General features: G+C 71.4%; 15 protein-coding genes and 1 riboswitch. Of the genes, 6 read left to right on the top strand and 9 right to left on the bottom strand.

The genetic code is table 11. From position 1 onward, the window contains the following. Positions 1-25: 25 nt before the first annotated feature. Positions 26-1,708, bottom strand: a complete 1,683-nt coding sequence (locus OG446_RS20960) for a CocE/NonD family hydrolase (RefSeq protein ID WP_328895485.1) — start codon at positions 1,706-1,708, stop codon at positions 26-28. Positions 1,709-1,828: 120 nt separating this feature from the next. On the opposite strand from OG446_RS20960, the gene OG446_RS20955 reads away from it, so the two are divergent. Further along, on the top strand, positions 1,829-2,641 hold the full coding sequence (locus OG446_RS20955) for a TetR/AcrR family transcriptional regulator (protein ID WP_328895484.1): 813 nt from the start codon (positions 1,829-1,831) through the stop codon (positions 2,639-2,641). A 173-nt stretch (positions 2,642-2,814) separates the two neighbouring features. On the opposite strand, the gene OG446_RS20950 is transcribed toward OG446_RS20955, so the two are convergent. Next, a complete protein-coding gene (locus OG446_RS20950; protein WP_328895483.1) occupies positions 2,815-3,420 on the bottom strand; it encodes a helix-turn-helix domain-containing protein in 606 nt (201 codons plus the stop codon). A gap of 110 nt (positions 3,421-3,530) precedes the next feature. Here OG446_RS20950 and OG446_RS20945 point away from each other — a divergent pair, with 110 nt between their 5' ends. After that, complete coding sequence (locus tag OG446_RS20945) at positions 3,531-4,181, top strand: class I SAM-dependent methyltransferase (RefSeq protein ID WP_328895482.1); 651 nt, start codon at positions 3,531-3,533, stop codon at positions 4,179-4,181. 66 nt (positions 4,182-4,247) lie between these two features. Further along, on the top strand, positions 4,248-4,736 hold the full coding sequence (locus tag OG446_RS20940; RefSeq protein WP_328895481.1) for a DinB family protein: 489 nt from the start codon (positions 4,248-4,250) through the stop codon (positions 4,734-4,736). Positions 4,737-4,840: 104 nt separating this feature from the next. Here OG446_RS20940 and groL read toward each other — a convergent pair whose 3' ends face one another. The 4 genes from groL to thrC form a co-directional block, all read right to left on the bottom strand. Continuing rightward, positions 4,841-6,466, bottom strand: coding sequence for a chaperonin GroEL (gene groL, locus OG446_RS20935; RefSeq protein WP_219573636.1), 1,626 nt, complete (start codon positions 6,464-6,466; stop codon positions 4,841-4,843). Positions 6,467-6,907: 441 nt separating this feature from the next. Then, positions 6,908-7,114, bottom strand: a complete 207-nt coding sequence (locus OG446_RS20930; RefSeq protein ID WP_003967346.1) for a cold-shock protein — start codon at positions 7,112-7,114, stop codon at positions 6,908-6,910. Positions 7,115-7,559: 445 nt separating this feature from the next. Further along, the gene (locus OG446_RS20925; protein ID WP_328895480.1) at positions 7,560-7,838 is read right to left on the bottom strand and encodes a MoaD/ThiS family protein; all 279 of its coding nucleotides are present in this window, start codon (positions 7,836-7,838) and stop codon (positions 7,560-7,562) included. A 41-nt stretch (positions 7,839-7,879) separates the two neighbouring features. After that, positions 7,880-9,175 carry a threonine synthase gene (gene thrC / locus OG446_RS20920; protein WP_328895479.1) on the bottom strand — a complete coding sequence of 432 codons (1,296 nt, stop codon included), beginning with the start codon at positions 9,173-9,175 and terminating at the stop codon, positions 7,880-7,882. A 17-nt stretch (positions 9,176-9,192) separates the two neighbouring features. Beyond that, positions 9,193-9,319, bottom strand: a riboswitch (SAM riboswitch). A gap of 153 nt (positions 9,320-9,472) precedes the next feature. Here thrC and OG446_RS20915 point away from each other — a divergent pair. Both OG446_RS20915 and OG446_RS20910 read left to right on the top strand, forming a co-directional pair. Next, positions 9,473-10,423: a glucosyl-3-phosphoglycerate synthase gene (locus OG446_RS20915; RefSeq protein ID WP_328895478.1), complete on the top strand. Its 951-nt coding sequence runs from the start codon at positions 9,473-9,475 to the stop codon at positions 10,421-10,423. Between the two features lie 86 nt (positions 10,424-10,509). Further along, complete coding sequence (locus OG446_RS20910; protein ID WP_328895477.1) at positions 10,510-11,901, top strand: alpha,alpha-trehalose-phosphate synthase (UDP-forming); 1,392 nt, start codon at positions 10,510-10,512, stop codon at positions 11,899-11,901. A gap of 35 nt (positions 11,902-11,936) precedes the next feature. Here the strand turns inward: OG446_RS20910 and otsB are convergent, their stop codons facing one another. Further along, positions 11,937-12,791 (bottom strand): trehalose-phosphatase, encoded by an 855-nt coding sequence (gene otsB / locus OG446_RS20905; RefSeq protein WP_328895476.1) that lies wholly within the window; start codon positions 12,789-12,791, stop codon positions 11,937-11,939. 140 nt (positions 12,792-12,931) lie between these two features. Here otsB and OG446_RS20900 point away from each other — a divergent pair, with 140 nt between their 5' ends. Further along, positions 12,932-13,492, top strand: coding sequence for a sensor domain-containing protein (locus tag OG446_RS20900; RefSeq protein WP_328895475.1), 561 nt, complete (start codon positions 12,932-12,934; stop codon positions 13,490-13,492). On the opposite strand, the gene OG446_RS20895 is transcribed toward OG446_RS20900, so the two are convergent. Further along, positions 13,467-14,162, bottom strand: a complete 696-nt coding sequence (locus tag OG446_RS20895; protein ID WP_328895474.1) for a hypothetical protein — start codon at positions 14,160-14,162, stop codon at positions 13,467-13,469. The genes OG446_RS20900 and OG446_RS20895 overlap by 26 nt on opposite strands. 56 nt (positions 14,163-14,218) lie before the next feature. Continuing rightward, complete coding sequence (locus tag OG446_RS20890) at positions 14,219-14,488, bottom strand: DUF3263 domain-containing protein (protein WP_328895473.1); 270 nt, start codon at positions 14,486-14,488, stop codon at positions 14,219-14,221. Positions 14,489-14,519: the final 31 nt, after the last annotated feature.

Raw genomic sequence — 14,519 nt, 5'->3', positions numbered from 1 at the left:
GCGCCCCGGAACGCCGCGCCCCCGTTCAGCCCCCACCCTGCGGAAGCAGCAGCGCGGAGTCCGCGTGGACCGTGACCCGCACCGGTACGAACTCCCGTGCCTCCAACCGGGGTTCGCCCGTGCCCGGGTTCCGCGCATAGCGCGGGTGCGCACCCGCGCTGATCTGCCAGCGCAGGCGGTGGCCGGCGGCGAAGCGGTACGCCGTGGAGCCCATCGGGACCGTGACGTGGGCCGGGTCCTCGCCCGGCGTACGCAACTGGGCGAAGCCGTCGCACACATTGGTGGAGCGGCCCGCCGCGTCCACGTCGCACAGGCGGGTGAAGACGTCCCCGTGGCCGGTGTCCGTGGATGCGGAGATCCTCGCGGAGACCGCGCCCAGCACCGTGACGGGTTCGGTCAGGACCGGGCCCGTGAACGTGAGGACGTCGTCGCGGGACTCCAGCGTGCCGTTGTCCCGGGCGCCGGCCGGGAGGGAGAGCAGCGGGCCGCCGACGGAGGGGGTGGGGTCGGCGGGGTCGTGGCGGAACGCGGCCAGGGCGGCGGTGTCCGTGGGCGGCTGCCGGGTGAGGTGGCCGTCGGAGGTTGGGAACCAGGAGGTGGTGGCGGGGTCGAGCGGCCAGGTGTCGAGGTCCTGCCACGCCGCGTCCGCGCCGCCCGTGTGGACGCGTACGGGGGTGGGGCGCAGGTCCGAGGGGTCGTCGCACAGGTGGGCGCGGAGCCAGGCCAGGCTTTCGGCGAACACGTCGGGCCAGCCCTGCTGCAGGGCGGAGGCGTGGGTCCAGGGGCCGGCGAGCAGGGTGGCCTCGGCGCCCGCCGCGCGCAGCCGGGCGTACTGCGCGAAGGTCTGGTCGACGAGGGCGTCGTGCCAGCCGGTGATCAGGGCGGTGGGGATGCCGGGGCGGTCGGCGGCCTCGGCCGCCGATGCTCCCTGCCAGTACGGGTCATCCGCGTCCGGGTGTGTCATCACGTCATCCAGCCAGGGCACCTCCTGCCCGAGTGCGGCCGTGTGGGCGCCCCTGAGCGGGCGGGCGTCGACGATGTCCTTCAGGTGGCGCTTCAGCCGCAGGGTCGCCTTGACGAACGGCCCCATGCCGCGGTGCTGGTACGTCATTCCGGCGCCGACGAGGAGCGCGTTCTCCAGCTTCAGCGCGCCGTCCGTGTGGAAGAGGGAGTACGGGTCGTGCAGGCCGACCTGGACCACCATGGCCTTCAGCTCGGGCGGCGGGTCCAGGGCCAGCGCCCACTGGACGTAGCCGAGGTAGCTGGGTCCGACCGTGCCCAGGGTTCCGTTGAACCAGGGCTGTTCGCGCAGCCAGTTCACCGCGGCTCGGCCGTCGGCGGCCTCGTTGCGCCATAGGTCGAACGTGCCTCCGGAGCCGCCCGTGCCGCGGCAGCTCTGCAGGATCACATGGAAGCCCTGTTCGGCGAAGAGCATCCCGTACTGCGGGGACCAGGGCACGCCCCGCCCGTAGGGCGAGCGCACGAGGAGGGTGGGGAAGTCGCCCTGGTCGCGGGGGAAGTAGTGGTCCGTGATCAGCGGGCTGCCGTCGGCGGCGGGGACGGCGAGGCCCGGCTCCCAGCCGATCCGGTGCCGCTTCGGCGGGAGCCCTCGCCAGGTGGCGCGCATCATGCGCGCGGACAGCGGCGGCTTCGCGGCCGACGGTGTCCAGGCAGGCCTCGGCCGGGCGTCGTACATGGGTGATGTCATCGTTCGCCTCCGTCGCTCCATTCATTCTCGTACTGTGTACGAGAATAGACGATGCTTGGATGAACGAGACAGGAGCCGCAGCATTGAGGCCGCATCGGTGAGGAAGGGAACAGCAGGATCGTGACCCGTGCCGAAGGGTCCGGCACCGCCGGTGTCGACCCCCGAGAACTCTGGCTGACCCCGGCCCCGGACCGGCCCCGCCGGGGGCGCAGGCCCGCCTTCAGCCGCGAGGCCATCACCGTGGCGGCCGTCGCCCTGGCCGACGCCGAGGGAATCGACGCGGTCACGATGCGCCGGGTCGCCGCGGAGGTGGGCGCCGGCGTCATGTCGCTCTACAGCTACGCCCCCGACAAGGAGACGCTGCTGGACCTGATGATCGACCACGTCAACGGCGAACTGTCCGGGGCCGGGCCGCTCGACGGCGAACCGTCCGAGGCCGAGACGCTCGACGGCGAACCGTCCGGGGCCGGGACACTCCCCCGTGAACCGTCCGCGCCCCCGCCGCTCACCGGCGACTGGCGGGCCGATCTCAAGGCCATCGGGCACCTCCAGCGCGACCACATGCTCCGCCACCCCTGGCTGGCCACCGCGGTCCCCGCCCGCCGGACCCTCGGCCCCCGCACCCTCGCGTTCCTGGAACACGCCCTGGCCGCCCTGCGCCCCAGCGGCCTCGACGGCGGTGCCCGGCTGGAGGTCTTCGCCCAGCTCACCGCCTTCGTGGCCGGGCATGTGGCCCATGAGGTGGCACAGGCCGAGGCCGCCCTGTCGCCGGACCGGGCCGAGGCCGAGGTGCTCTACCTCACCGCCGTCGCCGCGGACGGCCGTCACCCGGAACTGGCCGAGGCCCTCGCCTCCGCCGGACGCCCCGTCACCCCCGACGCCACGTTCGCCCGCTTCCTGAACCGCCTGGTCGACGGCCTCGACGCGGGCTGACCGGGCGGTCCCGCCTCGTAGTCGCGATGCGCCGGCGGTGCCGGTTCGCCTCCTGCTGCCCGCATTGAGCGGTCCGAAGGCCCGGGACAGGAACCCACCCACCGCGACCGGGACCGCGACCGGCACCGCGACGGCGACCGGCACCGGGACCGCGACCGGCACCGGCACCGGGCTCAGGTGGTGCGTGCCCTGATGTGCGCGCGTTCCCCCTGCCGGCCGAAGAGGATCAGCAGCTCGACGGCTCTCCCGTCGGCGCTGCCCAGGAAGTGCGGAAGCGCGGTGTCGAACTCCGCGGCCTCGCCGGGTGGCAGCACGAGGTCCTGATCGCCGAGGACCAGCCGCAGCCGCCCGTTGAGGACGTACAGCCACTCGAACCCCTCGTGCGTCTGCGGCGTCGCTTCGGCCGGGGTGCCCCGGCCGGGGATGAGCATCTTGAACGCCTGCATCCCGCCCGGCCTGCGGGACAGCGGAATGAACGTCATGCCGTGCCGGTGAAGCGGCTTGAGGTGGACCCGGGGGTCACCGGTGGGCGGCGCGCCCACGAGGTCGTCCAGCGGGACGCCGTAGGCGCGGGCCAGGGGGAGGAGCAGCTCCAGGTTGGCGCGGCGCCGGCCGCCCTCCAGCCGGGAGAGCGTGCTCTCCGAGATGCCCGTGGTCGCGGCCAGCTCGGCCAGGGTGATCCGGCGCTGCCGACGCAGCGCGCGCAGTCTCGGGCCGACGGCGTCGAGCACGCCCTCCAGATCGTCCGAGTGGTCCGGGTCGCGCCGGTCGTCGTCCATGGTCGGCATCATGCCGATACGGCAAGTTCTCGTGCAATTCCGGCCGGTGCCCGGGCAGTCTCGTCCCACCGCCTCCGATGAGGAGCACCGTCCGTCGAGGAGCACCGTCCATGACCGAGAAGACCATTTCCGAAGGCCACTCCGATGCGGGCCGCTTCTGGGAGGCGCACTACAGCTCCCGTGAGGTGCCCGCCGGGCGCCGGGTGAATCCCCTGCTGGTGGAGATCGCCTCCCCGCTCGCCCCGGCTACCGCGCTCGATCTGGGCTGCGGAGCCGGTGGTGACACTCTCTGGCTGGCCGGTGCGGGCTGGCGCGTGACCGCCGTCGACGTCTCCGGCACAGCCACGGCACGGGTCGCCGACGCGGCCCGGGAACGCGGGCTCGGTGACCTCGTCCGTGCCGAGCGGCACGACCTGGCCGTCGGCTTTCCCGAAGGCCGCTTCGACCTGGTGATCGCCCTGTACCTCCAGTCGCCGTTCGACCTGCCGCGCACACAGGTGCTGCGGGCGGCGGCGCGGGCGCTGGAACCGGGCGGACGGCTGCTGATCGTCGACCACGGATCGATCGCCCCGTGGTCGTGGAACCAGGACCACGACGCCACGCACCCCACACCGCACGAGATCGCCGCCGGCCTCGCCCTGGACCCGGACCACTGGTCGGTCGAAAGGGCGGCCTCGCCACGACGGATCGCCTCCGGGCCGGACGGCCGAACCGCCGAGGTCATCGACCACGTCCTGCTGATCCGCCGGACCACCGGCTGAGCAGCGCGACGACCTGTCTCACCCACCTACCCACCTGCTCAGACCTTCCCGCAGAAGGGCACTTCCATGAGTCCCACCCGCCGCCGTGACCTGCCGCCGCCGAGCACAGGCCCCTCGGAGAAGGACGTACTGCTCGGCTCCCTCGACTACCTGCGCGCCTGCATGGCGGCCAAGATCGAGGGCGTGCCGGAGCCGCAGGTCCGCACGCCCGGTGTCCCGTCGGGCACCAACCTGCTGGGTCTGGTCAACCACCTTGCACACGTGGAGCGTTCGCTGTTCCTCGGCGAGCAGGTCACCGACTGGCAGGCCACCTTCGCCGCGGCTCCCGGCGACACGGTCGACGACGTCCTGGCCGCCTACCGCGACGCGGCCGCCCGGGCGAACACGGTCGTCCGTGCCGCCTCCGACCTGACCGTCACCGTCGCCCGCCCGGCGTCCCGGCCGAAAGGACCGTCCCTGCGGTGGGCGCTCACGCACATGATCGAGGAAACGGGACGCCACGCCGGCCACGCCGACATCCTGCGCGAACTCCTCGACGGAACCACGGGCCGCTGAACCGTCCCGGCCGGGCGGCGACAGACATGACATCGGCCCCCGGGGACGAATCCCCGGGGGCCGATGTCGTGTACAGCTGTGCAGGAGCTACCGATCCGTCAGGATCAGAAGTCCATGTCACCGCCGGGCATGCCGCCCGGAGCGCCGCCGGCAGCGGCCTTCTCCGGCTTGTCGGCGATGACGGCCTCGGTGGTGAGGAAGAGCGCGGCGATGGACGCGGCGTTCTGCAGGGCGGAGCGCGTGACCTTCGCCGGGTCGAGAATGCCCTCGGCGATCATGTCGACGTACTCGCCGGTCGCGGCGTTGAGGCCGTGACCGATCGGCAGGTTGCGCACCTTCTCGACGACGACGCCACCCTCGAGACCACCGTTGACGGCGATCTGCTTGAGCGGAGCCTCCAGCGCCAGCTTGACGGCGTTGGCGCCGGTCGCCTCGTCGCCCGTGAGCTCGAGCTTCTCGAAGACGGCCGAGGCCTGGAGCAGAGCCACGCCACCACCGGCGACGATGCCCTCCTCGACGGCGGCCTTGGCGTTGCGCACCGCGTCCTCGATGCGGTGCTTGCGCTCCTTGAGCTCGACCTCGGTCGCGGCACCGGCCTTGATGACGGCCACGCCGCCGGCCAGCTTCGCGAGGCGCTCCTGGAGCTTCTCGCGGTCGTAGTCCGAGTCGGAGTTCTCGATCTCGGCACGGATCTGGTTGACGCGACCCTGAACCTGGTCGCTGTCACCGGCGCCGTCGACGATCGTCGTCTCGTCCTTGGTGATGACGACCTTGCGGGCGCGGCCGAGCAGGTCGAGACCGGCGTTCTCCAGCTTGAGGCCGACCTCCTCGGAGATGACGGTGCCACCGGTGAGGATGGCGATGTCGCCGAGCATGGCCTTGCGGCGGTCACCGAAGCCCGGAGCCTTGACGGCGACGGACTTGAAGGTGCCACGGATCTTGTTGACGACCAGGGTCGACAGGGCCTCGCCCTCGACGTCCTCGGCGATGATCAGCAGCGGCTTGCCCGACTGCATGACCTTCTCGAGCAGCGGAAGGAGGTCCTTCACGTTGCTGATCTTCGAGTTCACGATCAGGATGTACGGGTCGTCCAGGGACGACTCCATGCGCTCCATGTCCGTGGCGAAGTACGCCGAGATGTAGCCCTTGTCGAAGCGCATACCCTCCGTGAGCTCGAGCTCCAGACCGAAGGTCTGGGACTCCTCGACGGTGATGACGCCTTCCTTGCCGACCTTGTCCATGGCCTCGGCGATGAGCTCGCCGATCTGGGTGTCGGCGGCGGAGATGGAGGCCGTCGAAGCGATCTGCTCCTTGGTCTCCACGTCCTTGGCCTGCTCCAGGAGGGCGGCGGAGACGGCCTCGACGGCCTTCTCGATGCCCCGCTTGAGAGCCATCGGGTTCGCACCCGCGGCCACGTTGCGAAGGCCCTCGCGGACGAGTGCCTGAGCGAGAACGGTGGCGGTGGTCGTACCGTCGCCGGCGACGTCGTCCGTCTTCTTGGCGACCTCCTTGACCAGCTCCGCACCGATCTTCTCGTACGGGTCCTCCAGCTCGATCTCCTTGGCGATGGAAACACCATCGTTGGTGATCGTGGGGGCGCCCCACTTCTTCTCAAGGACGACGTTGCGGCCCTTGGGGCCGAGGGTGACCTTGACGGCGTCGGCGAGCTGGTTCATGCCGCGCTCAAGACCGCGCCGGGCCTCCTCGTCGAAGGCGATGATCTTGGCCATATGAAGTGGTCCTCCCGGACAGGGGTGGATTTCTCCGGACCGAGTGGCGCCCGCGACGGACGGCCTGCGTGCCGCCGGTTCCTTGCCCCGGAGGCCTGCGGGCCTCACCGGCCCGGTCCAAGTTTCTGTCACTCTCACCCAGAGAGTGCTAAGCCAATAATTAGCACTCGACCCCCGAGAGTGCAAGCGCCTGAGACTCCCTGAGGGTGACGGCCGGGCGACGGGTGGGCGCGAGCGTCCCCCTCGGAGTGCGGACAGCCAGGGGGCACGACGGAAGCGGGCCCGGGACGTGCGCAGGCGCTCCTCGCCGCGGCGGGCCGGGGCGCGCGCAGAAGATTCCGTGGCAGCGGGCCCGGGACGCGCGGAGGGCCCGTACCTCCCGGGTACGGGCCCTCCGTGCGTGAGTAGTGTCGTCGGCCGACTGTTCCGCGACCGGCGGGCTCAGCCGACGGCGAGCTTGACCATGTCCGCCTGGGGCCCCTTCTGGCCCTGCGAGATCTCGAATTCAACTCGCTGACCCTCTTCGAGGGTGCGGTACCCGTCCATCTGGATCGCGCTGTAGTGGACGAAAACATCCGCACCACCGTCGACCGCGATGAAGCCGTACCCCTTCTCCGCGTTGAACCACTTGACGGTGCCCTGAGCCATGCCTAACTCCCCTATTACTGGCCCTTGCACGGGACCGCACTTCGCGGGCCCGGGTCAGAACTCACCCTCCGACAGGAGAGGGTGTGTGCGCCGGAACGCGTCGACCGCGGCCGAATGTATCTGCCCAACTGCCCTCTGCAACAGGTCAATCGGACGAGAATTCTGGGCAGCACCGATCGCCCGAATGTGAGGGATTCATGAGATTCCAGGGCAAGTCAGGCCAGGCAAAGGCGACTTATGGCGCAAGGGGCTCACGTACTTTGGCTGCATCTTGTCGTGGCCAGGCGCATTCTCATATGCGGGGGGCACGGGCAGCGGAGGGGACTTCCCTCACTGTACCCCGCTCAACCATGCAGAATTGCCCCCTCCGCTTCTCTTGCGGAGGGGGCAATCGTGGTCACGCTGTGAAGTCGGCCCGGCGGCCTCGAAGGGCCCGGGCCGTGGCTCAGCAGCCGCCGGCGACGGCCGGGATGATGGAGATGCCGGCGCCGTCCGGGGTGACCGCGTCCAGGCCGCCCTCGAAGCGCACGTCGTCGTCGTTGACGTACACGTTCACGAAGCGGCGCAGCTTGCCCTGGTCGTCCAGGACGCGGGCGGCGATGCCCGGGTGGTCCTTCTCCAGGGACTCGATGACCTGGGAGAGGGTCTCGCCCTCTGCCGGGACCTCGGCCTGACCGCCCGTGTAGGTGCGGAGGATGGTGGGGATACGGACCTTGACGCTCATGGTGGGTGCCCTTCCTGAAGTCTCGGGTGGTCGGAAGCTTCTCAGCTGGTCGCGGCGAGGCCCGCGGCGCGGAAGGCGTCCAGGCTCGGGCGGATCGTGGCGCTCACCTGCGAGGTGGCGGCCACCGCGTCCAGCGTCTTGAGGCCGTCACCGGTGTTCAGGACGACGGTGGTGAGCGACGGGTCCAGCAGACCGGCGTCGATCAGCTTCTTCGTCACGCCGACCGTCACCCCGCCCGCCGTCTCGGCGAAGATGCCCTCGGTGCGGGCCAGCAGCTTGATCGCGTCGACGACCTGCTCGTCGTTGACGTCCTCGACGGCGCCACCGGTGCGGCGGGCGATGTCCAGGACGTACGGGCCGTCGGCCGGGTTGCCGATCGCCAGGGACTTGGCGATCGTGTTCGGCTTCTGCGGCCGTACGACGTCGTGCCCGGCCTTGAAGGCGGCGGAGACCGGGGAGCAGCCCTCGGCCTGGGCTCCGAAGATCTTGTACGGCTTGTCCTCGACCAGGCCGAGCTTGATCAGCTCCTGGAGACCCTTGTCGATCTTCGTGAGCTGCGAGCCGGACGCGATCGGGATGACGATCTGGTCGGGCAGCTGCCAGCCGAGCTGCTCGCAGATCTCGTAGGCCAGCGTCTTGGAGCCTTCGCCGTAGTACGGGCGCAGGTTGACGTTGACGAAGCCCCAGCCCTCGCCGAGCGGGTCGCCGATGAGCTCGGAGCAGAAGCGGTTGACGTCGTCGTAGTTGCCCTCGATGCCGACCAGCTCACCGCCGTACACCGCGGCCATGACGACCTTGCCCTGCTCCAGGTCGTGCGGGATGAACACGCAGGAGCGCAGGCCGGCCCGGGCGGCGGCGGCGCCGACGGCCCCCGCGAGGTTGCCGGTGGAGGAGCAGGACAGGGTGGTGAATCCGAAGGCGCGGGCGGCCTCGACGGCGATCGCGACGACGCGGTCCTTGAAGGAGTGCGTCGGGTTGCCGGAGTCGTCCTTGACGTACAGACCGCCGGTGACGCCCAGTTCACGGGCGAGGTTGTCGGCCTTGACCAGCTTGGTGAAGCCCGGGTTGATGTTGGGCTTGTCGGCGACATCGGAGGGGACCGGCAGCAGCGGCGCGTAGCGCCAGATGTTGTTGGGCCCGGCCTCGATGCGCTTCTTCAGCTCGTCGGGAGAGCCGCTCGGCAGGTCGTACGCCACTTCGAGCGGCCCGAAACAGGACGCGCAGGCGAAAAGGGGGCCGAGTGCGAATCGCTCTCCGCATTCGCGGCAGGAAAGCGCCGCGGCGGGACCGAGGTCCACGGAAGTTTCGGTGGGTGCTGCAACAGTCTCGATAGCCATGATGGCGAGGCCCTTTCTCCTCATCTTCCTCGCGACGCATTTCGTCACGAGACGGAATTGGCACCTTCCCCACCTGACCTCGCGGTCGGCGGGAGGGTTGCCGGGACTTCAACGGGCCGTTCCCTCTGTCCCTCTGGATGAGCGCTGTGGCACTGGACCATGGATCCAGGCGTTTATCGGCGGACGGACCCCGGCATGCGACGGCCATCTGCGTTGTTCAAGACTGTAACCGAAGCACTGGACTGTTGAGATAGTCGTCCGTACCGCGAGATGGATCACATACAGGGAGTATCGACCGTGCTGGAAGAGGTCGAACGCTGGCTGACCAGGCGTTCCTGGTCAGCCGCCGACCGTCCGCTGGACCGTCTGCTCGACGCCAGGAACGAGGCGCACGGCCGCCCGACGGTGAGCGTGGTGCTGCCGGCGCTGAACGAGGCGGAGACGGTCGGGGACATCGTCACGACGATCCGGCGCGAGCTCATGGAGAAGGTCCGGCTGGTCGACGAGCTCGTGGTGATCGATTCCGGTTCGACGGACGCCACCACCGCGGTCGCCCGCCGGGCCGGCGCCCGCGTCGTCCACCGCGACGCGATCCTGCCCCGCGTTCCGGCCGTCCCCGGCAAGGGCGAGGTGCTGTGGCGGTCACTCCTGGTGACCGGCGGCGACATCGTCTGCTTCATCGACGCGGACCTGAAGGACTTCTCGGCGGACTTCGTCTCCGGCATCGTCGGCCCGCTGCTGACCGAACCCTCGGTGCAGTTCGTCAAGGCCATGTACGACCGCCCGTTCGGCGACACCACCGGTCAGGGCGGCCGGGTCACCGAAATGGTGGCACGCCCGCTGCTCAATCTGCACTGGCCCCAGCTGGCCGGGTTCGTCCAGCCGCTGGGCGGCGAGTACGCCGTGCGCCGCTCGCTGCTGGAGCGGCTGCCGTTTCCGGTCGGTTACGGAGTGGAGCTGGGCCTGCTCGTCGACGCCCTGCACACGGTCGGCCTGGACGCCCTCGCCCAGGTCGACGTCGGCGTCAGGAAGCACCGCCACCAGGACGGCCAGGCGCTCGGCCGGATGGCGGCCGCCATCTACCGGACCGCTCAACTCCGGCTGTCCCGGGGGCATCTGGTCCGCCCGTCGCTGACCCAGTTCGAGCGCGGCGAGCACGGGTTCGTGCCGCACACCTACCCGGTGGACACCGAGGAACGGCCGCCGATGCGCGAGATCGAGGAGTACGTCTCACGCCGCGCGGCGTGAATCGAGGGGCACGTTTCACGCCGCGCGGCGTGACGTGGCCTGCTTTCGCACGTTTGGGCGGTTCATGATCGGGCTAGATTTCGCCCATGGTCTCCGAGCACGCCCCTCAGCCCGCTGCCCAGGTACTCGTCGCGTCCAACCGCGGCCCGGTCTCGTACGCGCTGCGCGAGGACGGCACCCTCGACGCCAAGCGCGGCGGGGGCGGTCTCGTCTCCGGCCTGAGCGCCGTGGACGACAAGATGTGGGTCTGCGCCGCCCTCGGGGACGGTGACCGGGAGGCGGTGCGGCGCGGGGTCGGCGAACCGGGTGTCCGGATGCTCGACATCGACGCGGGAGTGCACGCCGACGCGTACAACGGCATCGCCAACTCGGTGCTCTGGTTCGTCCACCACCTGCTCTACCAGACCCCCGTCGAGCCCGTCTTCGACGCCGAGTTCCGGCGGCAGTGGGCCTCCTTCGAGACGTACAACCGGGCCTTCGCCGAAGCGCTCGCCGAGGAGGCGGGCGAGGGCGCGGCGGTCCTCGTGCAGGACTACCACCTGGCGCTGGTGCCCGGGATGCTCCGCGAGCTCCGGCCCGACCTGCGGATCGGCCACTTCTCGCACACCCCGTGGGCGCCCGTCGACTACTTCCGGCTGCTGCCCGACGACATCGCCGAGCAGCTGCTGCGCGGCATCCTCGGCGCGGACCGGGCGGCGTTCCTGACCCGCCGCTGGGCGGACGCGTTCATCGGCTGCTGTGCGGAGATCCTCGGCGGCACCGGGCACACCCGGATCGGGGTGCACGGCCTGGGCGCCGACGCGGACTTCCTGCGCCGCCGCGCCCATGAGGCGGACGTGGACGAGCGGATGGCGGCGCTGCGGGAGCAGGTCGGCCCCGGCCGGAAGACGATCGTGCGGGTGGACCGTACGGAACTGTCCAAGAACATCGTCCGCGGGATGCTCGCCTACCGCGCCCTGCTCGACGAGCGGCCCGAGTGGCGCGGGCGCGTCGTCCACATCGCGTTCGCCTACCCCTCACGGCAGGACCTGGCGGTCTACCGGGAGTACACGGCCGAGGTGCAGCGCGTCGCCGACTCCGTCAACGAGGCGTACGGGACGGCCGACTGGACCCCGGTCGTCCTCCACGTGAAGGACGACTTCGCCCGCTCGCTGGCGGCGTACCGGCTGGCCGACGTCGCACTCGTCAACCCGATCCGGGACGGGATGAACCTGGTCGCCAAGGAGGTCCCGGTCGTCTCCGACCACGGCTGCGCGCTGGTCCTGTCGCGGGAGGCGGGGGCGTACGAGGAGCTGGGCGCCGACGCGATCACGGTGAACCCGTACGACGTCTCCGCCACCGCCTCGGCCCTCCACGAGGCGCTGACGATGGCGGACGACGAGCGGGCTGCCCGTACGAAGCGGCTGGCCGCGGCGGCCACCGCGCTGCCGCCGCAGCAGTGGTTCCTGGACCAGCTGGACGCCCTCGGCCAGGGCTGACCGACCGTCCGGACCCCGCCGCCCGGACCCCGGCGCTAGAGGCGCTCGGCCAGGGCGGACAGGAGCCCGACGACGGCCCCCGGGCCCGGCAGCGCCAGATCGGCGCGCTCCGCCAGTTCCGGCACTTCCGTGCCGCTGCAGACGAGCAGGCCCGGGATGCCGTCCGGGCCCTCGGTGCGGAGCTTCTCCACGGCGGCGTACGCGGCCAGGTCGCCCAGGTCGTCGCCCGCGTAGAGCACGGACCCGGCGCCGTTCTCGCGTACGTACTCGGTGAGGGCCACGCCCTTGTCCATGCCCGGAGGGCGCAACTCCAGGACCAGGCGCCCCGGTTCGACGATCAGGCCGTGGCGGGCGGCGAGCTCGCCCAGGGGGCCGCGCAGGGCCTCGAAGGCGGCCTGCGGGTCGGCGGCGCGGCGGGTGTGGACGGCGAGCGCCTGGCCCTTCTCCTCTGTCCAGGTGCCGTGCCAGGAGTCGAACCGGTCGAGTACGCCGGGAAGTTCGGCCCGGACCGCGGCGACGCCGGGGTGCGGGGCGGGGGCGTGGACGGTGCCGGAGACGGCGTCCCAGCGTTCGGCACCGTAGTGGCCGAGGACGACGAGCCGGTCCAGTCCGGTGACCCCGGCGAAGCCGCCGTAGCGGACCGCCACGCCGGCCGGGCGGCCGGTGATCACGGCGATCGACGCGACCTTGGGGGCCAGCGCGGCCAGTGCCTCGACGGCGCCGTGGTGGGCGCGGGCCTGTTCGGGGTCCGGGACGATGTCGGCGAGCGTGCCGTCGAAATCGAGTGCGATGACGGCGCGGTCGGGCCGGTCGAGGAGCGCGGCGAGGCCCTCCCGTCCGGCGGAGGTGACCGGGGCCGGCAGGGGTGGGGTGTGCGGAGTGCTGCCCATGGGCCGAGCCTATAGGCGGTGGCCTGCGAGCGGGCGCCTGCGGGCGGAGTGCCTGTACGGGTGGCCGGGGCGCTGACTTGATTCCCACTCCTCGGCGGCCGGAAGGGCTTAAAGTGTCCGCCCCGAGGAAGGACCGCGCTGTGCCCGATGCCCCGATACATCAACTGCTGTTACGGCGACAGACCTGGATGTACGTGCTGTACTGCCTCCTGCTGCCGCTCGCGCTCAGTCTGGTCCTCGTTCTGCGATACGTCCTGAAGGCCGCCCAGGACCACGGCCATGAGGAACTCGCGCCGCTGATCCTGCTGGCCGTGCTCGCGGTGGTCGCCGTGTCCGGCCCCGGCTTCGAGCGGATCCGTGCCCGGTTCTGGCTGGGTGAGGAGATCGGCCGCCGCAGCGGGGACGGGCGCCTCGTCCGCCATGTCGCGTTCTTCTTCCTCAACATGCTCGTGGGCGCGCTGGGGTTCCTCGCGGTGGCCGGCTGGCTGATCGTCTGCGCGCGCAACCTCACGTACCCGGTCTGGGGCTGGCGTTCCTACCCGGACCCGGCGTGGGGCGGCCCGCATCCCCTCGGGGTCGTCGCGCTGCACTTCGCGGGAGGTGTGGCGGCCCTCTTCGCAGGTCCGTGGATCATCGTGCGGCTGGCGAGGCTGCAGGTCCGTGTGGTGCGCGGGCTCATCGGTTCGGGTCAGGCCGGCTGACCGGCCGGGCGGTGTGGCATACGACCGCGGCGCTGTAACCGTGCGGCACGTCCACCATGTCCACGGTCCGGTCCGCGATGATCCCCGGCCCCGTGCACCCGCCGCGCATCACCGCGCGGCCTCCGGCCGTCAGGCGGGCCGCCCGTCGCGCGGCCGCTGCCGCGTCCGGATCACCGTGCTCGGCGAGCAGGGAGACGCCTGCTCCCACCGTCGTTCCGGACACTGCGTAGACCACTAGATCGCCACACCGGTCCCAGGAGAAGTGCAACGGCGCCGCCCCCGCCACAGCCGCGACGCTGTCGTGCAGCCGTGTGCACAGCGGACAGGGTCCGTCCAGGAGCGCGATCCTGGACGGCGGGCACCCCAGGTGGGCCGAGGCGAGCAGGCGCAGTCCGCCGCGGACCAGGGCGAACCGGCGTCGAGCCGCGCCCGGTTCGAGCGCGCTGTACACCCCGCGTTCGGGCGCGGCGAGCGCGGCGGCACCGGCGGCCTCGGCGGCCGGGCCCTGTGCCGTCAGCAACAGGGTCCACACCTCGGCGCCCTCAGCCCTCTCGGCGGGAAGGCCGGGCTGCTCCGGCGGTGCGGAGAGGTCGAGCGCCGAGGCGGAAACCCAGCTGTCGGACCGTGGCCCCAGCCGCACCGGGAGAGGCAGCGGCCGGGCCGCCCGCATCCGTTCGGGCGTCCATCGGTCCGGAGGTTCTCCGGCCGCCCCGGGCCCCCCGGACGTCACCGCCGCCCCCGCCGTGCCTCCCGCACCCGGCGCAGGCGGTTCACCGTCACCGGGTCCTCCTCCAGTGCCCGCCGGTCGTCCAGCAGGGCGTTCAGCAACTGGTAGTAGCGGGTCGGGGAGATGCCGAGCTGTTCCCTGATCGCCCGCTCCTTCGCGCCCGGCCCCGCCCACGACTGACGCTCGACCGCGAGGACCGCACGGTCCCGGTCGGAGAGTGCGGCAGGAGGGGCGGGCTCGTCGGGGCCGTTCGGGGGGAGGGCGGTCATATCAGCCAATATATTGCGCGGGCCGTGGACC

Origin of the sequence: Streptomyces sp. NBC_00236 (assembly GCF_036195045.1) — a bacterium.
Classification (GTDB): Bacteria; Actinomycetota; Actinomycetes; order Streptomycetales; family Streptomycetaceae; genus Streptomyces.
The sequence above is the reverse complement of the archived record's forward strand: the minus strand, read 5'-3'. Positions and strand labels throughout refer to the sequence as shown.